This window comes from Lentzea alba (assembly GCF_047445655.1).
Lineage (GTDB): Bacteria > Actinomycetota > Actinomycetes > Mycobacteriales > Pseudonocardiaceae > Lentzea > Lentzea alba_A.
Genome location: NZ_JAJAEG010000041.1, coordinates 49,567 through 74,069 on the forward strand (window position 1 = coordinate 49,567; position 24,503 = coordinate 74,069).

Consider the following 24,503-nt stretch of genomic DNA (forward strand, 5'->3'; position numbering starts at 1 on the left):
TGCTCGCGGGCGAAATCGACCACCGCGGCTTCGGCTTCGGCGGGCAGGTTCTTCATGACGTCGGCGACCACTTTGACGTGCTCGACCGACAACGCGCCCTCGGCCGCCGCGGACGCGGTGGCGGGGAGTTTCGGGGCGAGTTCGGCGCCGGTGGGTGTGATCTCGGCGCTCAGCAACGCCGCGTTCTCGACCCATTGCTTGGCCACAGTCCGATCCCACCGCACAGCATGCTTCAACACATACGGCAAATCCTTATAACCAAGCTCGGATGCGGCGCCTCGCCGATCCAATTCGGCGATCATCTCCATCAACTCGTGCTCGCCAGTACGGATCTCCATCGCTTTACCGACGATACGCCGGAGCACATCGTCAGTGGAGAGAAGCGGGAGACCGTCGATCACGTGTTCTAATCTACCGGAAGATCACGATTAGATTACACGCAAAGCCAGACACGATCGAATGAATCGACCAAGCCGCCCGCCTGTGGCGAAGGCGAAGCCGAGCCCATAAAGGCCTAATTCCGCGCTGGGTACCGGTAATCGTGACGTGTCATGCCAACGCAACCACGCACGACGGCGATTGGGGCTTGACTTTGGGTTCGAGGCGCTACCGTGTTCGGATCGGCCGGGCGCTTTACATGCCCGGCTTTTACAGGCCGACCAGCGCCTCGTAAGGGCCCCGAAGTCAAGCCCCAATCGCAATCGTCGCGCAGCGGCGATGACGCAACCAAAGCCCGTCTAAGGACCCGCCCAGCCACGCACGCAAGGCGACCGCCCGCACGCAGCGGGACCACCAACGAGAAAGACCGGGCCTGAGCGCCGCCGCCGCCAAGTTACGGCGCTCAGGACCCGGAGTCGGGAAGAGCCCTACCGCCGAGCGCCGAGGAAGATGTTGCCCTCGGTCGACAGGTAGTGGCTCGTGTAGTCGAACCGGCGGGCGTCGCCGAAGATCAGCCAGTAGTACTTGAGCTGCTCGGACCACCAGTAGCCAGGGCAGAAGTCGCCCTTCGCCCCGGTCGTGACGTCCGTGAGGATCGTGTAGCCGTAGTTGGTGCGGGAGGTCCGCTTCATCTCCTGGTAGTGGCGGTGAGCACGCTCGCGGTAGACCTCGTCCCGCGTCGCCAGCCACAGGAAGAACGCCCCGTCGGCGTACTCCGGGCGCAGCTGGTTACCGACCGAAGTCGGTCGCAAGGACGTGTAGTTGATGCCCTCGGGCAGCACGCCGTAGCGGTCCTGAACCGTCGTCCAGGAGTTGTGGTACGCCCGGCCCCGCGCGATGTCGCCGCTCTCGGCCAGCAGGCCGCCGAAGAACGCCGCCAGCTCGCTCTGCGTCCGGGAGTCGCGGCGGCCGGTGAAGGCGTCGACCTGGGCGAACCAGAGCCGGCCGGAGACGACATCGGTCTGGTGGCGCAGGATTCCGCGCAGCAGCACGTCCCACCACCGCTTGAGATCGCGGTCGCCGAACAGGTGCCAGCCGTCCCACAGGTATTCGTAGTAGGAGTCGGCGGGCGGGCCGATCGTCGCGAAGCGGTTGCGCCAGGCCCCGGTCTCGGCGTGCACGTCCCACGGCAGCAGGTCGAAAGAAGTGCGGCGGTCGAACGTGTACTGGAAGGCCTTCTTGGCCGCGTTGTAGTACTTGCGGTCGCCGGTCCACTTCGACAGCGAGCCGAACTCCGTTATGTAGGTACCGGTTTCGGCGAGGTTCGTCTCGGGCTGCGACACCGCGCCGGTGCGCAGATTGACGTAGCGGTACGGGATTCCGGTCGGCGACTTCGTGAAGGCGACCAGCAGGCGGTCGCCGAGGTCGCGAGCCAGAGCCAAAAGCGCAGAATCGCCGCTCACGTGGTAGGCGGAGAGCAGGCCGCCGAGCATGCGGATGTTGGTCTCGAAGACCTGGAACGGCGCGTTGACGTCGAAGGACAGGTGGGACTTGACCCAGCGGACGCCCTCGGCGAACTCGGCGTCGAGTTCCATGAGCCACAACGTGTCCAGCGCCTCGACGACGGTGAGGCCCATCGGGTGGCCGGGGACGAAGAACTCCTCGTAGCCGCCCGACACCGGCTTGATCTGGTCGTGGCCGAACGCGCGGTCCACATAGGACCGCCAGGCCCAGCGGGTTTCGTTCCGCACGTCCTCGGCGACGCGGCGCCAGCCACCGGGCGGCGGCGCCAAAGCAGTGGCACCAACGGAAGGAACCGAGCCAGAGCCGGAACTCGGTGGCGGTGCGGAAGGAGATGGTTGAGCGGCAGCAACACCGGGCACACCGGCAAGTCCGGCGGCACCGAGGAGGCCGAGAACGCTTCGGCGTGGCAGGTCACGCATAGCGGTTACTCCCCTCGAACGCTGACAACGCTGTCTGTCACCAGATCCTTGCGGAGCGCACACGGGGGTGGTCAAGACCACTGCGCCCACTTGTCTTGTTCAGGACACCAAGCGCGGAAATGAATAGCCCCTTGACCGGTTCCGGAACGGTTGACAAGGGCGTAAAGGCGGGGTGAGATACGGCCACTATGACAACGTTGTCCCCCAGCGGACCGGTAGCCGGTCAGCGCAAGGTCCGTCGCGCGACGATGAACGACGTCGCGCGGCTGGCGGGCGTCAGCATCAAGACCGTCTCGCGCGTGGTCAACGACGAGCCGGGTGTGCACCCGTCCACCGCCGAGCGCGTGCTGGCGGCCATCGACCAGCTCGGGTTCCGGCGGAACCTGAGTGCCCGCAACCTGCGCCGGGGGTCGTCCACCGGCACGATCGGGCTGGTGCTGGAAGACGTCGGCAACCCGTTCTACTCCGGCGTGACCCGCGCTGTCGAGGAAATCGCGCGACTCAGGGGCAGACAGGTGATCTCCGGGTCCTCGGACGAGGACCCGGGCAGGGAACGCGAGCTGGCGCTGGAGTTCTGCAGCAGGAGGGTCGACGGGCTGCTCATCGTGCCCGCCGGGCTGCAGCACAGCTATCTGGTGCCGGAGATGCGCGCGGGCACGCCCGTGGTGTTCCTGGACCGGCCTGCGGGCGACGTCGTGGCGGACACCGTGCTGGTGGACAACATCGGTGGCACCGTCGAGGCCGTGACGCACCTGGCCGCGCACGGGCACCGCCGCATCGCGTTCCTCGGCGACGCGCCGGACATCTTCACCGCCAACGAGCGGCTGCGCGGCTACCGCGAGGGCTGTGTGCGTGCGGGGATCGGGTACCACGAGGAGCTCGTGGCGATGGGCCCGCACGACGAGAGCAGCGTGGCCACCACGTTGCAACGGCTGCAGAGCGCCAGAGAGCCCGCGACGGCGATCGTGGCCGGCAACAACCGCATCACCGTGCACATCCTGCGCGCGCTCGCGGGAGTCGCGGAACGGCCCGCTCTGGTGGGCTTCGATGACTTCGAGCTCGCCGACCTGCTGTCGCCGCCCGTCACCGTGATCGCGCACGACGCGAGCGCGCTCGGCAAGGCGGCCACGGATTTGTTGTTCGCCCGCTTGGACGGCGACAACTCGCCACCGCGCCGCGTCGTGCTGCCGGTGCGCTTGGTGCCACGAGGATCCGGGGAGGTCCACGCGTGAGTTCTGGTGTGCTCCACCAGCCTGTCAACTTGCCCGCCAACCAGCCGAAGCAGTTCTACCGGGGTGGCGAGGCGATCGCCGCGTTGCGCGGTGGCACCAGCGGCGACTTCGGCCCCGAGGACTGGGTGGCGTCGACAACCACGCTGTACGGACGCAGCGATGCCGGGTTGACAACGTTGCCAAACGGCGTACTGCTGCGCGACGCCGTGGAGGCGGACCCGACCGGGTGGCTCGGCCCGGACCACGTGGCGAAGTTCGGCGCGGACACGGCGTTGCTGGTGAAGCTGCTCGACGCGGGCCAGCGCCTGCCGGTGCACTGCCACCCGTCGAACGCCTTCGCGTCGTCGCACCTGAACTGCCGCCACGGCAAGACGGAGGCGTGGATCGTCGTCGGCACGACCGGCGCCGACCCGACCGTCTACATCGGATTCCGCGACGACGTGCCCGCGGAAACGGTCGCGGACTGGGTCGCGACCCAGAACACCGCGGCGATGCTGGACGCGCTGAACCCGGTCGGTGTCCGGCCCGGTGACACGGTCTTCGTGCCCGCCGGTGTGCCGCACGCGATCGGCGAGGGCGTGTTCATCGTCGAGCTGCAGCAGCCCACGGACTTCTCGGTGACGCTGGAGTGGCAGGGCTTCCTGGCCAACGGCGACATCGGCCACCTCGGCCTCGGCTACGACGTCGCGCTGGACTGCGTCGACCGGCACGGCTGGGGCACGCGCCTGGAAGAGCTGGTGCGCCAGACGTCCGAGAAGTGGGCACCGTCGGTCGACCTGCTCGGCCACGACGCCGACCCGTTCTTCCAGGCCGACCGCCTGCACGTGGAGGGCTCCTTCGCGTTGGAGCCGTCGTTCGCCGTGCTGGTGGTGCTGGAAGGTTCCGGTCAGCTCGGCGCGCTGGAGGTCCGCAAGGGCAGCACCGTCGTCGTGCCGCACGCGGCCGGCGAGATCGGCCTGACCGGTGACCTGGTGGCGATCCGCTGCCGACCGCCCGTTCTGACAGCAGTCTCAACAGCAGAGGATGAGATGCCATGAGCGAGCCGTTGCTCGAGGCTCGTGATCTCACGAAGAACTACGGCACCGTGGAAGCACTCCGCGGTGCGTCGTTCACCGCCTACCCGGGCGAGGTCGTGTCGCTGATCGGCGACAACGGCGCGGGCAAGTCCACCCTGGTGAAGTGCCTGTCCGGGGTGGAGCAGCCGACCAGCGGAACCCTGCTGTTCGACGGCAAACCGCTGACGTTGCACTCCCCCAACGACGCGCGCGACCGCGGCATCGAGACGGTGTTCCAGGACCTAGCGGTCGCGCCGGACCTCGACCCGGCCGCGAACATGTTCCTGGGCAGGGAGATCCTGAAGTCCGGCCCGCTCGGCTGGTTCGGCGTGCTGGACAAGAAGGCGATGCGCCGGCAGGCCGCGGAGCACTTCACCAGGTTCGGCGCGACGCTGCAGAGCATCGACGTGCCGATCGCGGCGCTGTCCGGTGGTCAGCGCCAGTCCGTCGCGGTCGCTCGTTCGGTGGCGTGGGCGTCGAAGCTCGTGTTCATGGACGAGCCGACTGCCGCACTCGGTGTGGTGCAACGGGAACGAGTGCTGGAAGTGATCAAGCGCGTGCGCGACGAGGGCATCGCCGTGGTGCTGATCTCGCACAACATGCCCGAGGTGCTGTCCGTCTCCGACCGGGTCGAGGTGTTGCGCCTCGGCCGTCGCGTGGCCAAGTTCAAAGCCGCCGACACGACCGTTGAAGAGCTCGTCGGCGCGATGACCGGCGCACTGTCGCAAGAGGACGCCGCGTGATGACCAGTACTGAAGAGACAACGTTGTCTACTTTGCCCGACGAGGCTCGCACCCCGCTGTTGAAGCGGCTGACCGGCGCGAACACGCTGTGGATCGGCCTGGTCCTGCTGGTCCTGGTCGCCACGTTCGGCGCGATCCGCCCGGACGCGATCTTCCAGGTGACCACGCTGCAGTTCCTGCTCGCGGAAACCGCTGTGCTGCTGGTGCTCTCGGTCGGCATGACGTTCGTGATCATCACGTCCGGCATCGACCTGTCGGTGGGTTCGGTGCTGGTGTTCGCCTCCGTCTCGTCCGCGATGGCGATGAACTCGGTGTCCGGCGGCGACGCGACGAACGCGGGTTGGGGCGTGATCGCGTTCGGTCTGCTGGTCGCGGTGGTCAGCGGCGCGGCGTGGGGTCTGCTCAACGGTCTGCTGATCTCGCGTGCGAAGATCCCGCCGCTGATCGTGACCCTGGGTTCGTTCGGCGCGGCACAGGGCGCGGCCCTGTTGCTGAACAACGGTTCCAACGTGTCCGGCATCCCGGACAAGCTGAACACCACCTTCGGCTCCGGCACGTGGTTCGGCATCCCGAACATCGTGATCGTGGCCGCGATCGTCACCGCACTGGGCGCACTTCTGTTGTCCACCACGCGGTTCGGCCGCTACACCTACGCGGTGGGCTCCAACGAGGAGGCGGCCAGGCGCGTCGGCATCTCGGTGCGCGGCCACCTCACGAAGGTCTACCTGCTCGCCGGCACCCTCGCGGGTCTCGCGGGCTTCATGGGCAACGCGTTCTTCCGCGTCGCGGTCGTCACCGGCCACGAGACGGACAACCTGAACGCGATCGCCGCCGTCGTCCTGGGTGGTACCAGCATCTTCGGCGGCATGGGTTCGGTGCTGGGCACGGTCTTCGGCGTGTTCATCCCGGCGGTGTTGGAGAAGGGCCTCGTGATCATCGGGGTCAAGGAGTTCTGGCAGCCGATCGCCGTGGCGATCGTGCTGGTGGCCGCCGTGTGGCTGGACCAGACACGGCGGCGGGCGCGCAACCAACGTTAGGGAAAGGTGCTGGACCAATGAAGATCCGCTCCGCAGTGGCTGTCTCAGCCGCGTTCCTGCTCGCCGCGTGTGGCGGAGGCGGGCAGATTGGTGACTCCGGTTCGGGCAACTCGGCCGCGAACAAGAAGCTGGTGCTGATCCCCGGCATCACGGCGGAACCGTTCTACATCTCGATGCAGTGCGGTTTCCAGGAGGCCGCCAAGGCCGCGGGCTACGAGTTCGACACCCAGGCCCCGGCCAAGTTCGACGCGGCCCAGCAAACCCCGATCGTCACCGGCATCCTGGCCTCCAAGCCCGCGGCGGTGCTCATCGCGCCGACCGACGACAAGGCCATGGCCGGCCCGATGAAGCAGCTCAAGGACGCCGGCATCAAGGTCGTCGAGGTCGACACCAAGCTCCAGGACACCTCGATCGCCGCGTCGACCATCTCGTCGAACAACGAGCAGGGCGGCAAGCTCGCCGCCGAGACGCTGAACAAGCTCGCGGCCGGCAAGTCCGGCTCGGTCCTGGTGCTGAACACCAAGGCCGGCACGTCGACCACCGACGCCCGCGCCAAGGGCTTCGAGGACGAGATCAAGAAGTACTCGAACCTCAAGTACATCGGCCAGCAGTACACCGACAACGAGCCCGCGACCGCGGCCTCGAAGGTGACCGCGACGCTGGCGGCCAACCCGGACCTGATCGGCGTGTTCGCCACGAACCTGAACACGGGTGAGGGTGCGGCCACCGGGCTGCGCAACGCGGGCAAGACCGGTGCGGTGAACCTGGTCGGGTTCGACGCCTCGCCGAAGCAGGTGCAGGACCTGCAGGGCGGGACGGTGCAGGCGTTGATCGCGCAGGACCCCGGGACCATCGGCAAGCAGGGTGTCGAGCAGGCTCTGGCCGCCATTGACGGCAAGGAGACCAAGCGGAACATCGAGACGGACCTGGTCGCCATCACGAAGGACGACGCGCAGGCCAACTCGAAGTACTTCTACAAGCAGTCCTGCTGATCGTTCGGCTTTGCACAGGAGGGCCGTTCCCTTGTGGGAGCGGCCCTTCGTCTTTCACGCCAACAGCGCGCGAACCGGGCCGGCGTGCTGGGGGCGGACCAGGACCTCCCACTCCGAGCTGTCGAACGCGATCACCACGACCTCCGGCTCGCTTCCACCCGGCTGTGTGCCGACCAGCCGGCACCAGATCGTCTGGTCGAGTCCTGCGGCGAACGACGTCAGTTCGTCCCACGACTCGAAGCGAAAGCCGTCGTCGGCCATCTGCTCGAACTCCGGCACTGACAGGCCTCGAGGTGCCGGGCCGATCCCTTGGAACTCCTCCAACGTCCACACCAGGCCGGCGCCTGGCAGGACGGCCAGGACGTGCTCCAGCTGCCGCATGCCACCGCATGGCAGGTGCATCCGGCCGACCAGCCGTTGGTGATCCCCCATCGGGGGAGCATCGCACGGGCCGTTCCCCTAGGGGTACGGCCCTCCGTTCGTCTGAGGCCTGACCAGCGCAAATGACACACGTCACGGGCGTTTGGCCGCGTTGGCCTAAGACCCAAGTCGTACGCGTCAGTCACCCTTCAGCGGATGTCCAGTGACCCCCGATACCGATGAGCTGGTAGCTCATCGGAGGGGGAACCGAATGCATCGAAGAGCGACAGCGGCCGTCCTCACGGCCGTCACCGCGACATCGCTGATCATCGCACCGACCGCAGCCCAAGCGAGCACCTTCGCCACCCAGGAGATCCAGTGGCAGAAGTGCTTCGACCAGGTCCCGCCAGGCTTCCCGCCCGGCGCGGAACGCCTCGAGTGCGGCAGCTTCACCGCACCCATGGACTGGCACAACCCCAACAACGGCAAGACCATCACCATCGCGGTCAGCCGGCTGACGCCCAAGACCGGCAAGGCGAAGACCACCGTCTTCACCAACCCCGGCGGCCCCGGCGGCGAGGGGCGCTCGCTGCCGCTGGTCTACCTCGACCGCCCGAAGCTCAGCGAGAACGCCGAGATCATCGGCATCGACCCGCGCGGCACGGGCGCCAGCAGCAACGTCACCTGCGGCAACTTCATGACGCTCGGCTCGACGGATCCGCGGGACCGCAGCAAGGCCAACCTCGACCTGCTCTACGACGGCATGCGGCTGCAGGCCCAGTACTGCCAGGCGAAGTCGGGTGAGCTCGGCAAGCACGTCACCACCGAGCAGACGGTCAGGGATCTCGACCTGCTGCGGCAGCTGCTGGGCAAGAAAAAGGTCAGCTGGCTCGGCTACTCCGGCGGCAGTTGGATGGGCGCCTACTACGCCACCTACTTCCCCAAGACGGTCGACCGGATCGTGCTCGACTCCAACGCCGAGTTCACCGGGCCGTGGCAGCCGGTGTTCGACGACTGGGGCATGGGCTTCGAGCGCCGGTTCCGCGTCGACTTCCTACCGTGGGTCGCGAAGTACGACAACGTCTACCACCTCGGCAAGACCGGTGAGGAGGTGCGGCAGGCCTACGAACGGACCCGCGCCGAGCTCGCCGAGCAGCCGGTCACCCTGCCCGAGGGCACGTACTACCCGGTCACGCTGGACATGATCATCCGGGCTGGCCTGTACAGCAAGGACTCGTTCCACGACACCGCTCAGACGCTTGCCGTGCTCGCGGGCACGGCGCAGCAGAAGATGGGCGTGCAGGCGAGCTACCCGGACGCGCAGATCGGCACGCTCTACACGATCCTGTGCAACGACACGCCGTTCAAGGGCGACCGGAAGTACCTGGAACGCGATGCCGTCCAGGACGGGAAGAAGTGGCCGCTGTTCGGCTACTACCAGCTCATGGGGCCCTGCGCGTTCTGGGACCGGCCGAACGTGAACCTCAAGCGCCCCACCGGAATCGGCGTCGCGCCGACGTTGATGGTGCAGTCGGTGCGGGACGCGGCGACACCGCTCGAAGGAGCGCAGAAGGCACACCGCAACTTCAAGAACTCCGTCCTGCTCACAGTCGAGGACGAGGGCGACCACGGCATCTACGGGTTCGGCAACAAGTGCGTCAACGACATCGTCGAGCGCTACCTCGTCGACGGCCTCGCGCCTGCGAAGGACCTGACGTGCCCAGGGGTTCCGCTGCCCGCGCCGGGCGACGGCACCTCGAACCCGCTCACCAAGGCACGCCAGCTCGCCACTCAGCTCGGTTGGGGGAACGCATGAAAATCGCAGCAACACTAGCCGTGGCAACCACAGCAGCGTCACTGATCATCGCACCGACAGCAGCCCAAGCCAGCACGTTCGCCACGCAGGAGATCAAGTGGCAGAAGTGCACCAACGAGCCGGGCTTCGAACGCCTGGAGTGCGGCAGCTTCACCGCACCGATGGACTGGAACAACCCGAACAACGGCAAGACCATCACCATCGCGGTCAGCCGCACCGTCCCGCTGAACGGCAAGGCGAAGACCACGGTCTTCACCAACCCCGGCGGACCGGGCGGTGAGGGCCGCACGACTCCGTTGATCTTCCTGAACCGGCCGAAGCTCAGTGAGAACGCCGAGATCATCGGCATCGACGTGCGCGGAACGGGTGCCAGCAGCAACGTCACCTGCGGCCTGTTCGACTCGCTCGGCGCGACGGACCCGCGTGACCGCAGCAAGGCCAACCTGGACCTGATCTACCAGGGCATGGAGCTGCAGGCGAAGTTCTGCCAGACCAAGTCCGGCGAGTTCGGCAAGTACGTGACCACCGAGCAGACGGTGAAGGACCTGGACCTGCTCAGGCAGGTGCTCAAGCGCAAGACCGTCGACTGGATCGGCTACTCCGGCGGCAGCTGGATGGGCGCCTACTACGCCACGTACTTCCCGAAGACGCTCGGCAAGATCGTGCTCGACTCCAACACCGAGTTCACCGCGCCGTGGCAGACGGTGTTCGGCGACTTCGGTCTCGGCTTCGAGCGGCGCTTCCGCGTCGACTTCGCGCCGTGGGTGGCCAAGCACGACAACGTCTACCACCTCGGCAAGACCGGTGAGGAGGTGCGGCAGACTTACGAGCGCACGCGCAAGAAGCTCGCGGAACAGCCCGTCACCCTGCCGGACGGCACGTACTACCCGGTCAACCTGGACCTCGTGCTCATCCAGGGCCAGTACAGCAAGTACGCCTTCGACAGCGCCGCGCGGAAGCTCGCCGAGCTGGCGGGGGCGGTGCCCACGCAGCTCACCGCGCAGGCGAACTACCCGGACGCGGCCAACGCCACGCTGCACTCGATCCTGTGCAACGACACGCCGTTCCGCGGTGGCCGCAAGTTCCTGGAGCGCGACGCGGCAGAGGACGGCGCGAAGTGGCCGTTGATCGGCTACTACCAGGTCGCGGGTCCGTGCGCGTTCTGGGACCGGCCGAACGTGAACCTCAAGCGCCCCACCGGAATCGGCGTCGCGCCGACGTTGATGGTGCAGTCCGTGCGGGACGCGCCCACTCCGATCGAGGGTGCTCGCAAGGCGCACGCCGGGTTCGCCGGCTCGCGGATGCTCACCGTCGAGAACGAGGGTGACCACGGCATCTACGGGTTCGACAACCAGTGCGTCAACGACATCGTCGAGCGCTACATCATCGACGGCGTGGTCCCGGCCGGGGACCTGACGTGCCAGGGCGTGCCGCTGCCCGAACCGGGACAGCAGAAGGCAGGGCCGTTGGAGCAGGCCAGGCGGCTGGCGGCTCAGCTCGGCTGGTGAACTTCCAGCACCGCCTCGGAAAAGGTGGTGTACCAGGGACTCTCGGTGAACCGGGGGCCGGTCTCCTCGCCCAGGTAGAGGTCGATGTGCCGGTCCCCGCCGAGACCCGGCGTGAACTCGTCGGTGATCTGCCACGCCGAGGACGCGAGCTTCTGGCAGACAGCGGCGTCGACGTTCGAACCCTCTGGCGTCTGTCCACAGGAGACGAGCTTGATCCGCGAACCCTGCCGGAGCCCGTCGGCAGCAGCTGACACGAACGGTTTCAAGGGCCTGCCGAACGAGTCGCGAGGCTCCGAGTCGAGCCAGTAACCCTTGTCGTGCGACCAGTTGAGGTACCGGCCGGAAGCAGTCCGGCCGGTGCCTTCGTCTTTCACGGCCGTGGCGAACGACCGGGGGAAGTTCCCGAGCAGCTCGTTGCCGTTCTCGCAGTCGAGGACCGGACACCCCCGCACGGGCACCGACGGTCCACTGTGGAACGACTCGACCGCGGTGTAGTAGACGGTGACCTGCCAGCCCTCGTCAGTCGGTGTGGGCGCCGAGCCCGTGCCGGTGGAAGAGCATCCGGCCAGGACCAGCAGGAGAACCGCCCACCGCACGACAACCTCCTGGTCGGCCGGGAGACCCCGTGAGATCTCCCGGCCTCTTTCGGATCAGCCGGCCATGAGGGTGCCGACGGACACGAACGTGTAGCCCGCGTTCTTCAGCCCCTGAACGGTCTGCTGCAGGTACCCGGTACCGAGGTACGGGTGGTAGAAGAAGCTGGCGACACCATCATCGACCACCTTGAGCTGTTGCGCTGTCTTGACCAGGTCGGCAGGCAGCCGCGCGGGGTGGTTGTTGAACGGCTCGGGCTCGACGTTGCCCACCGCTTCCGGCGCCACGACGGAGCCGTAGACGTCGCGGACCAGGTACGGGAAGTACTGGCCGTAGATCTTGCTGTAGTCCGGCGTACCGGTGCCGCACGCGCCACCGGGGCAGTACCCGCCGAAGTACAGGCCGCGGTCGTAGCGCTTGCCGAAGTTCTGCTGGATGACCTGGTAGTCCACGGCCGACGCGGCGTAGTGCGGCGGCTCGAAGATGGTCGGCCTGGTGAAGCCGGCCAGGTTGAACGCCGTGGTCGCCGAGTTGATCCGGCCCTGCATCCACGACGCCGAGTCACCGGGGACCGGGCCGTCGTAGATCACGCTGTCGTTCTCGTTGACGTGGGCCATGTAGAACTCGAAGTCGTTGCCGCTGCGACCGTCGTACGGGTTGATCGCCGTGCCGAACTGGTGCGTGTAGCCGTGCATCAGGATCGTGCCGCCGCGCTGCGTCATGTACCGCAGTGCGTTCACGACCTGAGGCCGCTGCGCCAGGTTCGCGAACTCCGCCACGCCGTTGTTGTCGGCACCGAGCGGGTTGGCGAAGCGCGGGTAGACCGCGATGCTGAACGGCACGTTCTGCGCCCGCAGGTAGTCCGCGATCGCGCGCAGCTCGTTCGGGTCGGCGTCGGGACCGACGTCCTCGATGCGCACCAACGCCCGCTTGCGGTCGGCCATCGTCGGGTTGCTGACCTTGCTGATGAGGTCCGCTGCGGCCAGGTACCGGTCACCGTGCCCGACGTAGCTGAACGGGATCTCACCGATGTAGGTCAGGTTCTTGGCCTTGGTGGCCCAGTTGATCGGACCGGCCACCGAACCGGTCGCGACCGCCGGCGCCGACGCGATCGCCGGGTTGCTGATCTGCGTGATCATCAGACCGGACGGCGTGGCCAGCGGGTCACGACTCAGATCCGTGTTCTCGTACCGGACGTTGGTCGCGGCACCGGTGTCGTACTGGACCCAGTTCCAGCCGTACGTCGTGGCGAAGCTCGGCGCGCGTGCAGTGAGCTGCCAGATGTTGTGCGCCATCCACAGCACCGGCTTCGTGGTCGCCAGCACGTCGTCGAGGAACGCCACGGGGAGCGGCTCGTCGTAGGTGGAGCCGATGTAGATCACGCCGGTGTAGCCGGAGATCTCCCCTGCCGTGTAGGCGCCGACCGGGTGCATGACGTACGAGCTGCCGTGCGAGACGAGGTTGCCCGTCTGCACCGCGTACGCCTCACCGAGCCACGCCCACGGGCCGGTGTTGTCGTAGAGGACCAACGTCTTCTGCGACGTCCTCGCGCCGGGCGCGCCACCGCCGTTGGTGCCGGTCGCGGCGGCCTGGGCGGTCGACGAGAGCCCCAGCGTGCCGAGGACGGTCGAGATCACGCCGGGCTGGGTGGTGCGCTTGGTGATGCGCGGGCTGGTGGTCGACGGCGTGGTGTCCGGTGTGGATGGACCGGGCAGGACGTTGTCGACGATCTCGCCGAGGTTCAGGTCGAGCGAGAGATCCGCCTGTGCGGCGGGCGCGGGAAGCACTGACACGGCGAGGGCAACCCCGACGGCCACCTTGAGTAGTCGGCCTTTCATGCCACATCAACCTCTCCGGACATGCGCACGGTCGCGCTGCCTGCGTAAGGAGCAAACTCAACGGGTCGCTGCTGCTGAAGGCCCAGCAGCCAGGCCACTGCCTGTTCAGTGCGCACGGAGGCAAGCCCGTCGCCGAACGGGTTGCCGTCAGCGGTCATCGCCTCGCGCGCAGAAGGGTTGTCGAGCAGACGGACGGTGAGCGACGTGATCCGCTCGCGGTCGGTGCCGACGAGCACGGCGCAGCCCGCGTTGACGGCCTCCATCCGCTCGGTCACGTCCCGCAGCACCAGCGCCGGCACGCCGAACGACGGCGCCTCCTCCTGGATGCCGCCCGAGTCGGACAGCGCCAGCGTGCACTGCGCGAGCAACCGCGCCATCTGCGCGTACGGCAGCGGGTCGGTGATCGTGACGCGACTGACTCCACCCAGCACGTCCATCACCTGCCGGCGCACGGCCGGGTTCGGGTGCACGGGCAGCACGACCTCGACGTCCGGCCGGGCTGAGACGATGTCCGCCACCGCGTGCAGGACGCGGTCCAAAGGCTCGCCCCACGACTCGCGGCGGTGCGTGGTGACCAGCACGAGCCGGGACTGTCCCGCGTGGACTCTGTTCTCGATCTCCTGCAGCCGCGCGTCCCCGTACGGCGCACGGCGTGCGGCGACGTCGAGCACGGCGTCCACCACGGTGTTGCCGATGGTCAGCACCTTGTTGCCCTGCAACGACTCCGCGGCGAGGTGCGCGGCGGAGTCGGTGGTCGGGGCGAGGTGCAGCGACGCGAGCTGGCCGACCATCTTGCGGTTCCCCTCCTCGGGGAACGGCGAGGTCAGGTCGTGCGAGCGCAGGCCTGCCTCCAGGTGCACGACCGGGATCTGCTGCCAGAACGCGGCGAGTGCGCCCGCGAGCGTCGTCGTCGTGTCGCCTTGGACGAGCACCGCGGCCGGCGTCCGTTCGGTGAAGAGCCGGTCGAGCTCCTCGATGAGCTGGCTGGTCAGCTCGGCCTGCCCGCCCGTGACGCGGTTCAGCTTGAGCCGGACGTCAGGCGTGAAGCCGAACGACTCCAGCGCCTGGTCGACCATCTCCGGATGCTGCCCGGAGTTGACCACCACGGGCCGGATGCGCCCGCCCGCGAACATGGCGGCGGCGACCGGCGCCATCTTCACCGCCTCCGGACGAGTTCCCGCGACCAGAAAGACCTCGGGTACCTCTCCCCGATAGAACTGACGAGGGCCGGGCACCAGGGCACTACGTCCCATCTTTTACCTCTTTGGGCTCTTCCAGGCACGCGCGGCGAACGTGCGCCATCCATCTCGATCAACGACTCGATCATCGCTGACAATCAATTGGTACCCGCCCCGCGCGGGTACCGCCATATCGGTGATTAGCTTTACGAACTTCGTGTAACGAAGCTCCATTCGTCCCCGATATGGCCGGTTGACGCTCCGCCCTGCCAGCCCTAGTCTCGCCCTCGAACACCAGCTCCTGGCTCTGATGTCTGGTATCTCGTACCGGCCCAGCGCTTCGTTACCAGGAGCCGCAATGACCGAACAGAACACGCGGATCGCTCTAGTTGTAAGGGCAACCGCTTTTGTAGACAGGTTTGTGTCATGACCGACACGACGCAATTCGCCACGTTCATGCTCGTCTTGCTCGTGTTTTGGCCCAGTTACAACCTGGTGCTCGCACTGTTCGCCTGGTGGCGCCCGAAACCAGGCGGACCGGAAGTGCCTTCCCGACATCCCCTGCAGTATTGGATCATCATTCCCGCACTGAACGAGGAACGCGTTGTGGCGAACACCGTGCGTTCCGCGTTAGCGCTGGACGGCGCCCGCACGCCCGTTCAGGTCGTCGTCGTGGACGACGGTTCGGACGACCGCACGCCCAACGTACTGGCAGAAATTGATGACCATCGTCTACATGTGCTGCGCCGCAACCTGCCGGATGCCCGCAAGGGCAAGGGTGAGGCGCTGAACCACGCGTTCCGGTACGTCCGCGGCATCGCCGAGGAGAACGGGACCGTGCACCGCACGATCATCGGCGTGATCGACGGCGACGGCCGCGGCGAGCCCGGCATGCTCTCCGAGATCACGCAGTACTTCGCGCAACGCGGGGTCGGCGCCGTGCAGTGCCGGGTCCGCATCCACAACCGGGACAACCTGCTGGCGTTCCTGCAGGACCTGGAGTTCAGCTGTGTCGTGGACGCCTCGCAGTCGCTGCGGGACGTCGTGGGCACGGTCGGGCTCGGCGGCAACGGCCAGTTCGTGCGGCTGTCCACGTTGATGGAGCTGGGCGACGCACCGTGGTCCGCGTGCCTGGTCGAGGACCTCGAACTGGGCCTGCGCGTGCACCTGACCGGCCAGCGCATCCGGTACGCCACGCACGCGACGATCACCCAGCAGGGCCTGATCGACGTGAACCGCCTGCTGCGGCAACGAACCCGGTGGGGCCAGGGCAACCTGCAGTGCCTCGGGTACGTGCCGAAGCTGCTCAAGGCCAAGCACGTTGGATCCGTTGCGCTGCTGGAGTTCCTGCAGTACCTGCTGACACCGTGGCTGGTCGCGCCGATGACGTTGCTGATCACCGCGTTGGTGGGCATCGGGTTCTACGTGCAGTTCAGCGGCCACGAGATCGACGGGTTCAGTGCGAGCGGCTCGAACGCCTTGCTGGCGTTGGGGATCTGGGCGGTGGCGCTGCTGCTGCCCGGCCTGATCTGGAGCGCGGTGCACCGGCTCAGGCACGCCGACGAGCCGTTGTGGCGGTGCCTCGCGGTCGGGCTCGCTTATCCGGGATTCCTGATCCTGGGCTCGATCTCGACGTTGCGCGCGCTGTTCCGGCACTTCGCCGGACGCAACTCGTGGGCGAAGACGGAACGCTTGGCGGAGAAGGAGATTCCGGCCGGCAAGCCGGTACCGAAGATTGCTTAGAACGCGCCGGGGTGCGTGCGTCTGCGCCGGGCTGCGTAGACGCCTGCCTCGGTGCGGCGGTCGAAGCCCAGCTTGTGCAGCAACGACGACACGTAGTTCTTCACGGTCTTCTCGGCGAGGAAGAGCCGGTTCGCGATCTGCCGGTTCGTCATGCCCTCGGCGATGAGATCGAGGATCCGGCGTTCCTGCGGGCTCAGCGCGGCATAGCGCGGGTCCTCCTCAGGCCCGCCCCGCAACCGTTGCAACACGGTGGCCGTGACACCGGCGTGCAGTAGCGAACCGCCGGTGGCCAGCGTGCGGACCGCGGCCACGAGGTCGTTGCCCGACACCTCTTTCAGCATGTAACCGGACGCTCCGGCCATGATCGCGCCGAACAGCGCCTCGTCGTCCGAATAGGACGTCAGCATCAGGCACGCGGGCGGCGGCTGCACCAGGCTCCTGATCTCCCGGCACACCGTGACGCCGTCGCCGTCGGGCAACCGGACGTCGATGATCGCCACGTCCGGCTTGAGCCCCGGCGCCTGCGCGATCGCGGCCGTCGCGCTGTCCGCCTGCCCCACCACGCAGATGTCGTCGGCCTGCGCCAGCAACTGCACCAACCCGCGCCGGACGATCTCGTGGTCGTCCACCAGCAGCACCGCTATCGCCATGTCGCCTCCTGCAGCACCAACGGGACGAACCAGGTGAGGCTCACACCCGCGCCGGGGATCGAGTCCACCGCGCAGTCGCCGTGATGGCGCCGCGCTCGCGCCGCCATGTTCGCGAGCCCGCCCGCGTGATGGGGAACGCCACCGGAATCTTCAGTCAACGGCAAGCCTCTGCCGTCGTCCTTCACAACGAGTTCCAGGCGAGTCATCGTGCGGTTGACGCTCACGGCAACGGACACGTGCTGCGCTCTTGCATGGCGCACAACGTTCGTGAGCGCCTCTCTGAGCGTTGCCAGCAGATCTGGTCGTAGCTGGTCCGGCACCACCGTGTCGAGGGGCCCTTCCAGCGAGACGTCCGGCTCGAACCCCAGCAGCCGGGCGGACTCGTGCACCGCGTTGAGCAACTGGCCGCGCAGGCTCGTGCCCCCTGGCGGCGGTTCCTGCAGGGAGAAGATGGTTCGGCGGATCTCGCGGATCGTGTGGTCGACCTCCTCCACGAACCCGCTGATCCGCTCGGTGAGCTGAGGCTTGGGACCCGTACCGGTCAGCCCCTGCAGGCCCAGCCCGAGCCCGAAGAGCCGCTGGATGACCAGGTCGTGCAGATCGCGCGCGATGCGGTCGCGTTCCTCCAGCACCGCCAGCCGTTCGGTGTCGCCCTGGGCCCGCGTGAACTCCAGGACGAGCGCGGCCTGCGCGGCGAACGCCTCGAGCAGCTCCGCGTCGTCGAACTCGGGCTCGCCCTTGGGCCTGGCCACGATCAGCACACCGATCGTGCGGTCGCCCACGGTCAGCGGCACGACGGCGCACGGGCCGGGCACCGTCGGCACCTTGCCCTCGGCGTGGCACTCGGCCTGGCCCGACTCGTAGACCCGGTAGCTGACCGTGCTCTCCTTGGGCAGGCGCATGCCCTCGGCGTCGTAGGTGCCGCCGTCGGTCACCTCGATCACGAGCTCGCCGTTGTGGTCGGGCAGCACGACCGCGCTGAAGTGGGCGTTGGCGGTCCTTCTGGCGATCTTCGCGACCAGGTAGAGCGCGTCACGGCCGTTCGTGCCGGTCAGCAGGTTCATGGTCACCTCGGCCGCGGCACGCAGCCACACCTCGCGCTTGCGCGTCCGCTCGTAGCGGTCGAGGTGACCGATGGCCGAGCCCGCGGCCGTGGCCAGCGCCGCGAGAACGGCCCGGTCCCGGTCGCTGAACCCGGCCTTGCCGGCCAGGTAGAGGTTGCCGAACGTCTCGTCGTCGACCGTGATGGGAGCGCCGAGGAAGTCGTCCGCACCGATCGAGCGCGGGTCACCGGACGTGATGTGCGCGTGGCCGTCGTGCTGCGTGTACTCGAGCAGCTCGCGGTGGCCGTTGATCACGGCGAGGGCGCCGTAGGGGGCATCGATGAGCTCGCACGCGGATTCCACGACGTGACGCAGCAGCTCAGGAAGGGTGTCGTCGTCGGCGAACGACAGCACAACGTCCAGCACGCGCTGTTCTGTGCTCACATTGCCGCCCACGGCTTCACCCCTTGGGGGGAGAGAAGTGACACCGTACGAACGACTGAGGGTAACTCCCCAGAGTAGTCAAGTGGGAGACCATCACTGCAAACGGTGAAAACCGGGACTACTGAGAGTAGACGGGCGGTGCCCAGTAGCCCATTCAGTGGAGTCCGACGCTGAAGCCCTCGTCGATCACTCCGCGGTAGATCTGCGGCGCGAACATGCGCAGCCCGTGGTCCATCGGAGCGATGAACCCGGCCGAGTCCCCGAGCGGCAGCCGGTAGCCGTTCTGCACGCGGTGGAACTCCCACAGCGGCTCCATCGTCGGGTGCCCCGGCCGGAACCGCGCCGGGTCGCGCGGGTGCAGGTCGAGGCGTACCAGAGTGCGCTTGACCAGGGCGTCCGCGAGTTGGACGGCACGTTCCTGGGTCCGCGAGATCGAGACGGCGCCGAGCTCCTGCCAGCCGACGGCCCACGGCATGCCCTGCGGGTCGTCCAGACGCACGCCCTGCTGTTCGATGATCAGCTTGCGCGGACGGGAGATGGTCTTCCACTTCACCACCGCCATCACGCCGATGAAGGTGAACGCGATGCCGATGATGCCCGCGATGGTCCCACCGACCGGTTCGCCGTCCAGGAACGCACTGACGGACCCCACCAGCGCGAGGATGCCGAGCACGCCGGCGACCGAGCCGCCGATCAGCACCTTGCGGGTGTCGCTCTTGCCGAGGTCGATGACAACGGGTTGAGGTGCTCCCCAAGCGGTCATTCCGGCAGGTTACCGCTGATCAACTGCTCTGCCGCGGCGAACGGGTCCAGCTCGCCCTCGACCACCCGCTTGGCCAGCTGGTCGACCGGACCGAATCGCGTTCGCACACGTTCAACCGCGATCGCCTCGATCTCGGCACCCGCGCGCCGCAGCCGGCGTTCTTCGAGCTCGCCGTGCGTGGCCATCCACTCGTGGTGCTCGGCGATGGCCTCGACGACGAGGTCCAGGCCTTCCATGCGCGCGGCGACCGTCTTCACGACCGGCGGGCGCCACAGTGGCCCCTCGCGGTCGCGGCGGCCCAGCGAGATCATGTACTTGAGGTCGCGGGCGGTCTGATCCGCGCCGTCGCGGTCTGCCTTGTTGACCACGAACACGTCCGCGATCTCCAGAATCCCGGCCTTCGCGGCCTGGATGCCGTCGCCCATGCCGGGCGCGAGCAGCACGATCGTCGTGTCGGCCAGCGCCACGATCTCGACCTCGGACTGACCGACACCGACGGTCTCCACGAGGATCACGTCGAACCCGGCCGCGTCGAGCACGCGCAACGCCTGCGGGGTCGCCCAGGACAGCCCGCCCAGGTGCCCGCGCGTGGCCATGCTTCGAATGAACACACCGGGGTCTGTGGCGTGATCGCCCATCCGCACCCGGTCACCCAGCAGCGCGCCGCCCGAGAACGGGCTGGACGGGTCGACGGCGACCACTGCCACGCGCTTGCCCTGCTCGCGGAAAGCACGCACCAGGGCGTTGGTAGAAGTCGACTTGCCGACACCGGGTGCGCCGGTGAGCCCGATGACCTGGGCGTGCCCGGTGTGCGGCGCAAGGGCCGCGGCCACCTCGGGCAGCGCGGCGCTCCCCTGTTCGACCAGGGAGATCAGCCTGGCGATCGCGCGCGGTTCGCCGTCACGCGCGCGATCGACCAGTCCTCCTACATCAACAGCCACACCGAAAGGCTAGGCCTTGGCGGGCACGCGGATGATCAGAGCATCGCCCTGACCACCGCCACCGCACAGCGCCGCTGCACCCACGCCGCCGCCACGCCGCTGCAGCTCAAGTGCGAGGTGCAGCGCGATGCGGGCGCCGGACATGCCGATCGGGTGGCCCAGCGCGATGGCGCCGCCGTTGACGTTGACCTTGTCCTCGGACACGCCGAGCTGACGCGCCGAGACGATGCCGACCGCCGCGAACGCCTCGTTGATCTCGACCAGGTCGAGGTCGGCGGGCTCGATGCCCTCCTTGGCGCAGGCGGCCTTGATCGCGTTGGACGGCTGCTCGTGCAGCGAGGCGTCCGGACCGGCGACGACGCCGTGTGCGCCGATCTCCGCGATCCACTCCAGGCCCAGTTCCTCGGCCTTGGCCTTGCTCATCACGACGACGGCGGCAGCGCCGTCGGAGATCTGCGACGCCGAACCCGCGGTGATGGTGCCGTCCGCGGCGAACGCCGGGCGCAGCTTGCCGAGCGAGTCGGCGGTGGTGTCCGCGCGGACGCCCTCGTCCGTGCTGAACAGGATCGGGTCGCCCTTGCGCTGCGGGATCGCGACCGGCGCGATCTCGGCTTCGAAGACACCGTTCTCGGCGGCCTTCGCGGCGAGCTGGTGCGAACGCGCGGAGAACGCGTCCTGCTCCTCGCGCGTCACGTTGTAACGGGCGTTGTACTTCTCGGTCGAGACGCCCATCGCGACCTGGTCGAACGCGCAGAACAGGCCGTCGTGCGCCATGTGGTCCTGCAGCTGCACGTCGCCGTACTTGAAGCCGCTGCGCGACTTGGGCAGCAGGTGCGGCGCCTGGGTCATCGACTCCTGGCCACCGGCCACGACGACGTCGAACTCACCCGCGCGGATGAGCTGGTCCGCCAGCGCGATCGCGTCGATGCCGGACAGGCACACCTTGTTGATGGTCAGCGCGGGGACGCTCATCGGAATCCCGGCGGCGACCGCGGCCTGGCGCGCGGGGATCTGACCGGCGCCCGCGGTGAGCACCTGACCCATGATCACGTACTGCACCTGCTCGGGAGCGACGCCCGCACGTTCCAGCGCCGCCTTGATCGCGACGCCACCGAGCTGGGCGCCGGAGAAGTCCTTGAGCGATCCCAGCAGTCGGCCCATCGGGGTACGCGCCCCGGCGACGATCACGGAACCGGACACAACTGCCTCCATTGGAAGAGCGAACGGTCGTTAACTAGGCACCATACCTGTGGCTACTGGGCGGTAATCGTGTGAGACCCCGCACAGGGACACCTGCACCGATCAGGTAGCTACCCTCCCTACCCATGAACGCAGACATCGCTCGATTCGTGACCGCGATCGACCACGTGGGCATCGCGGTGCCCGATCTCGACGTCGCGATCGCGTTCTACCGCGACAACTTCGGCCTCGAAGTGGCCCACCAAGAGGTGAACGAGGAGCAGGGCGTGCGCGAGGCGATGCTGCACGCGCCCGGCGACCACGACGGCACCGCGATCCAGCTGCTCGCGCCGCTGAACGAGGACTCGACGATCGCCAAGTTCATCGGCCGCTCCGGCCCCGGCCTGCAGCAGCTCGCCTACAGGGTGTCCGATGTGGACGTCGCGGCGGACGCGTTGCGCGCGAAAGGGCTGCGCCTGCTCTACGACGAGGCGCGCCGCGGCACGTCGAACAGCCGGGTCAACTTCGTGCACCCGAAGGACGCCGGCGGTGTGCTCATCGAGCTGGTCGAACCTGCGGCTGGATCAGCGCACTAGCCACGAACGTCAGTTCCCTGTCGATCGGGTCCTCCTCGTCGCTGTGCCGCGCCACCGAGTGCCGGTAGCTCACGGCCAGCGCGAGGAGTGCCGCCGCCGCTTCGACGTCCTTGATCGCCACCGCCGCGCCACCCGCGGCGAGGATGACCTGTTTGATCTGCGCCGCAACGTTGTCGTAGCGCGCCTGCATCGCGTCGCGGACAGCCGAATGCGTATCCGCTTCACGCCACAGCAGGTGCGACAGCAACGGTGACGCGTTCAAGCGCGCGTCAAGTGCCGCGACGAGCCTTCTCAACGACTCCGCGATGTCACCCACCACTACGACCCTGCGGTGGTCGACCGTGCTGTCCGGCAACCGTGCGACCAACGCGGCCAGCAGGTCCCTCTTGCGGTTGAAGTAGTAGTGCACCAGGCCCTTGGGCACGCCGGCGCGTTCGGCGATGCGCGAGGTCGGGGTGGCGTCGAAGCCGGAGTCGGCGAACAGCTCCTCGGCCGCGGCCAGGATGCGCTCCTTGGCCGAATCCTCCACGCGGTCCTCCCGTGACACGGGTACGTGGGCCCAAGATCTCGCTCCTGGGCCCACGGGTTGCTGACTTGATCAGTGCGGCTGAGCCGCAGCCGAGTGTGCCCTGTTCGCTTCCGGCATCGCCAGAGCGCCAGCGGCCACGGTGAGCACACCACCGACCCAGGACGCCCACGAGGCGGCCGTCATGTCGGTGTAGCTCATCACCCACGGCGAGATGAACAGCAGTGCGCCGAGCACCATCTGCACGTACTCCCCGTAGATCATCGCGGGCATGGCGAGGTCGACGAGTCCGTCGATCGCGATGAGCGCGCCGAGCACGATCATCGTCCACATGGCCGCGTTCGAGGTGTCCACGACGAGCGGAGAGAGCAGCACCAGCACGCCGATCGCAACTTCGGCCCAGTCCTGCCACCTGGTCCACGCCTTGGTCATTACCTCCACCTCCTCCTTCTCGGACACCCTCGATGCTCCTCCTTGGTTGGCCGCCCGGTCAAGAAATCTCAGTGGAATCCCTCACAGGTGCGAATCTGGATCGTTTACTGGCCGGTAACCTCCGGCAACCTGCGACGATCCCTCACTAGGGAAGGAATGCCGCCGTGCAGAAGATCCTTGACGCGATCCTGGCCGACGAGCTGGACGCGATCGGTTCCTTGGACGTTCCGGAGAGCTATCGGGGCGTGACCGTGCACGCGGACGAGGCCGACATGTTCTCGGGCCTCGAGACGCGGGACAAGGACCCGCGCAAGTCGCTGCACGTCGACGAGGTCGCCACGCCGGAGCTCGGCCCCGGCGAGGCGCTGGTCGCCGTCATGGCGTCCGCGATCAACTACAACACCGTGTGGACCTCGATCTTCGAGCCCGTGTCCACGTTCGGCTTCCTGAAGAAGCTGGGCGGCCGCCACGACCTGCCGTACCACGTGGTCGGCTCGGACCTGGCCGGTGTCGTCGTGCGCGTCGGCCCCGGCGTCACCGCGTGGAAGCCGGGCGACCGCGTTGTCGCGCACTGTCTGGACGTGCCACTGGAGGCACCGGACGGGCACAACGACACGATGCTCGACCCGCAGCAGCGGATCTGGGGCTTCGAGACGAACTTCGGTGGTCTCGCCGACCTCGCGCTGGTGAAGTCGAACCAGCTGATGCCGATGCCCAAGCACCTCACGTGGGAAGAGGCCGCGTCGCCAGGGCTCGTGAACTCCACCGCGTACCGGCAGCTGGTGTCGGTGAACGGCGGCAACATGAAGCAGGGCGACACCGTGCTGATCTGGGGTGCGTCCGGCGGACTCGGTTCGTACGCCACGCAGTTCGCGTTGAACGGTGGCGCGACGCCGATTTGCGTCGTCTCCTCGCCGGAGAAGGCGGAGATCGTTCGTTCCATGGGTGCCGAACTGATCATCGACCGCTCCGCCGAGGGCTACAAGTTCTGGAAGAACGAGCACGAGCAGGACCCGCGCGAGTGGAAGCGCTTCGGCGCGAAGATCCGCGAGCTGACCGGTGGCGAGGACCCGGACATCGTGTTCGAGCACCCCGGCCGTGAGACGTTCGGCGCGTCGGTCTTCGTGACGCGCAAGGGCGGCAAGATCGTGACGTGCGCGTCGACCTCCGGTTACATGCACCAGTACGACAACCGCTACCTGTGGATGAACCTGAAGTCGATCATCTCCTCGCACTTCGCGAACTACCGCGAGGCGTGGGAGGCGAACCGCTTGGTCGCCAAGGGAAAGATCCACCCGACAGTGTCCAAGGTGTACTCAATGGACGAAACGGGCCAGGCGGCTTTCGACGTCCACCGGAATGCGCACCAGGGCAAGGTCGGCGTGCTGTGCCTTGCCCCGGAAGAGGGTTTGGGTGTTCTCGATCACGAGATGCGCGCGAAGCACCTCACGGCCATCAACCGATTCCGGGGTGTGTGACCTTCCGGGGTTACCCGAACGGGTAGCGTGAGGG

Annotated in this window: 23 protein-coding genes; 10 read left to right on the forward strand and 13 right to left on the reverse strand. The window is 67.6% G+C overall.

Annotation, left to right across the window (positions count from 1 at the left end):
* Both LFM09_RS43620 and LFM09_RS43625 read right to left on the reverse strand, forming a co-directional pair.
* Positions 1-401: DUF222 domain-containing protein (locus tag LFM09_RS43620; RefSeq protein ID WP_414102506.1), on the reverse strand; the 401-nt coding region annotated here is incomplete at its 3' end.
* A gap of 465 nt (positions 402-866) precedes the next feature.
* Complete coding sequence (locus LFM09_RS43625; RefSeq protein ID WP_414102507.1) at positions 867-2,321, reverse strand: glycoside hydrolase family 47 protein; 1,455 nt, start codon at positions 2,319-2,321, stop codon at positions 867-869.
* 248 nt (positions 2,322-2,569) lie between these two features.
* Between LFM09_RS43625 and LFM09_RS43630 the strand changes: the two genes are divergently transcribed.
* From LFM09_RS43630 to LFM09_RS43650, 5 genes are read left to right on the forward strand one after another with little or no spacing between them, the layout of a single operon-like run.
* Complete coding sequence (locus LFM09_RS43630) at positions 2,570-3,553, forward strand: LacI family DNA-binding transcriptional regulator (protein WP_414102537.1); 984 nt, start codon at positions 2,570-2,572, stop codon at positions 3,551-3,553.
* A gap of 29 nt (positions 3,554-3,582) precedes the next feature.
* The gene (locus LFM09_RS43635) at positions 3,583-4,590 is read left to right on the forward strand and encodes a class I mannose-6-phosphate isomerase (RefSeq protein WP_414102508.1); all 1,008 of its coding nucleotides are present in this window, start codon (positions 3,583-3,585) and stop codon (positions 4,588-4,590) included.
* Positions 4,587-5,351: an ATP-binding cassette domain-containing protein gene (locus LFM09_RS43640; RefSeq protein ID WP_414102509.1), complete on the forward strand. Its 765-nt coding sequence runs from the start codon at positions 4,587-4,589 to the stop codon at positions 5,349-5,351. The genes LFM09_RS43635 and LFM09_RS43640 overlap by 4 nt, the downstream gene beginning before the upstream one ends.
* The gene (locus LFM09_RS43645; RefSeq protein ID WP_414102510.1) at positions 5,351-6,388 is read left to right on the forward strand and encodes an ABC transporter permease; all 1,038 of its coding nucleotides are present in this window, start codon (positions 5,351-5,353) and stop codon (positions 6,386-6,388) included. The genes LFM09_RS43640 and LFM09_RS43645 overlap by 1 nt, the downstream gene beginning before the upstream one ends.
* Positions 6,389-6,405: 17 nt before the next feature.
* A complete protein-coding gene (locus LFM09_RS43650; RefSeq protein WP_414102511.1) occupies positions 6,406-7,380 on the forward strand; it encodes an ABC transporter substrate-binding protein in 975 nt (324 codons plus the stop codon).
* A gap of 54 nt (positions 7,381-7,434) precedes the next feature.
* On the opposite strand, the gene LFM09_RS43655 is transcribed toward LFM09_RS43650, so the two are convergent.
* Positions 7,435-7,812 (reverse strand): hypothetical protein, encoded by a 378-nt coding sequence (locus LFM09_RS43655; protein ID WP_414102512.1) that lies wholly within the window; start codon positions 7,810-7,812, stop codon positions 7,435-7,437.
* 199 nt (positions 7,813-8,011) lie between these two features.
* On the opposite strand from LFM09_RS43655, the gene LFM09_RS43660 reads away from it, so the two are divergent.
* On the forward strand, positions 8,012-9,556 hold the full coding sequence (locus LFM09_RS43660) for an alpha/beta hydrolase (RefSeq protein WP_414102513.1): 1,545 nt from the start codon (positions 8,012-8,014) through the stop codon (positions 9,554-9,556).
* 20 nt (positions 9,557-9,576) lie between these two features.
* Positions 9,577-11,064 (forward strand): alpha/beta hydrolase, encoded by a 1,488-nt coding sequence (locus LFM09_RS43665; protein ID WP_414102514.1) that lies wholly within the window; start codon positions 9,577-9,579, stop codon positions 11,062-11,064.
* Here the strand turns inward: LFM09_RS43665 and LFM09_RS43670 are convergent.
* Genes LFM09_RS43670 through wecB form a run of 3 tightly spaced genes read right to left on the reverse strand, consistent with a single transcriptional unit; the run spans position 11,049 to position 14,749 of the window.
* Positions 11,049-11,660: a hypothetical protein gene (locus LFM09_RS43670; protein WP_414102515.1), complete on the reverse strand. Its 612-nt coding sequence runs from the start codon at positions 11,658-11,660 to the stop codon at positions 11,049-11,051. The genes LFM09_RS43665 and LFM09_RS43670 overlap by 16 nt on opposite strands.
* A gap of 54 nt (positions 11,661-11,714) precedes the next feature.
* Entirely contained in the window at positions 11,715-13,496 is a 1,782-nt protein-coding gene (locus tag LFM09_RS43675; protein WP_414102516.1) for a DUF2334 domain-containing protein, read from the reverse strand.
* Complete coding sequence (gene wecB, locus LFM09_RS43680; protein WP_414102517.1) at positions 13,493-14,749, reverse strand: non-hydrolyzing UDP-N-acetylglucosamine 2-epimerase; 1,257 nt, start codon at positions 14,747-14,749, stop codon at positions 13,493-13,495. The genes LFM09_RS43675 and wecB overlap by 4 nt, the downstream gene beginning before the upstream one ends.
* A 381-nt stretch (positions 14,750-15,130) precedes the next feature.
* Here wecB and LFM09_RS43685 point away from each other — a divergent pair, with 381 nt between their 5' ends.
* Positions 15,131-16,417: a glycosyltransferase family 2 protein gene (locus LFM09_RS43685; protein ID WP_414102538.1), complete on the forward strand. Its 1,287-nt coding sequence runs from the start codon at positions 15,131-15,133 to the stop codon at positions 16,415-16,417.
* Here LFM09_RS43685 and LFM09_RS43690 read toward each other — a convergent pair.
* The 5 genes from LFM09_RS43690 to LFM09_RS43710 all read right to left on the reverse strand — a co-directional run bounded on the left by LFM09_RS43690 (position 16,414) and on the right by LFM09_RS43710 (position 21,458).
* Positions 16,414-17,067 (reverse strand): response regulator, encoded by a 654-nt coding sequence (locus LFM09_RS43690; protein ID WP_414102518.1) that lies wholly within the window; start codon positions 17,065-17,067, stop codon positions 16,414-16,416. The two genes, LFM09_RS43685 and LFM09_RS43690, sit on opposite strands and share 4 nt — an antisense overlap.
* Complete coding sequence (locus LFM09_RS43695; RefSeq protein WP_414102519.1) at positions 17,058-18,566, reverse strand: GAF domain-containing sensor histidine kinase; 1,509 nt, start codon at positions 18,564-18,566, stop codon at positions 17,058-17,060. The genes LFM09_RS43690 and LFM09_RS43695 overlap by 10 nt, the downstream gene beginning before the upstream one ends.
* Positions 18,567-18,708: 142 nt before the next feature.
* Complete coding sequence (locus LFM09_RS43700) at positions 18,709-19,317, reverse strand: hypothetical protein (protein ID WP_414102520.1); 609 nt, start codon at positions 19,315-19,317, stop codon at positions 18,709-18,711.
* Positions 19,314-20,258, reverse strand: coding sequence for a methylmalonyl Co-A mutase-associated GTPase MeaB (gene meaB / locus LFM09_RS43705; RefSeq protein ID WP_414102521.1), 945 nt, complete (start codon positions 20,256-20,258; stop codon positions 19,314-19,316). Before meaB ends, LFM09_RS43700 begins: the two co-directional genes overlap by 4 nt.
* Before the next feature lie 9 nt (positions 20,259-20,267).
* Positions 20,268-21,458 (reverse strand): acetyl-CoA C-acetyltransferase, encoded by a 1,191-nt coding sequence (locus tag LFM09_RS43710; RefSeq protein WP_166043636.1) that lies wholly within the window; start codon positions 21,456-21,458, stop codon positions 20,268-20,270.
* A 125-nt stretch (positions 21,459-21,583) separates the two neighbouring features.
* Between LFM09_RS43710 and mce the strand changes: the two genes are divergently transcribed.
* Positions 21,584-22,033 (forward strand): methylmalonyl-CoA epimerase, encoded by a 450-nt coding sequence (gene mce, locus LFM09_RS43715; RefSeq protein ID WP_414102522.1) that lies wholly within the window; start codon positions 21,584-21,586, stop codon positions 22,031-22,033.
* Here the strand turns inward: mce and LFM09_RS43720 are convergent.
* Positions 21,993-22,562 (reverse strand): TetR/AcrR family transcriptional regulator, encoded by a 570-nt coding sequence (locus tag LFM09_RS43720; RefSeq protein WP_414102523.1) that lies wholly within the window; start codon positions 22,560-22,562, stop codon positions 21,993-21,995. The genes mce and LFM09_RS43720 overlap by 41 nt on opposite strands.
* A 69-nt stretch (positions 22,563-22,631) precedes the next feature.
* Entirely contained in the window at positions 22,632-22,991 is a 360-nt protein-coding gene (locus tag LFM09_RS43725; RefSeq protein ID WP_414102539.1) for an SPW repeat protein, read from the reverse strand.
* Between the two features lie 164 nt (positions 22,992-23,155).
* On the opposite strand from LFM09_RS43725, the gene ccrA reads away from it, so the two are divergent.
* On the forward strand, positions 23,156-24,469 hold the full coding sequence (gene ccrA, locus LFM09_RS43730; RefSeq protein ID WP_414102524.1) for a crotonyl-CoA carboxylase/reductase: 1,314 nt from the start codon (positions 23,156-23,158) through the stop codon (positions 24,467-24,469).
* Positions 24,470-24,503 lie beyond the last annotated feature (34 nt).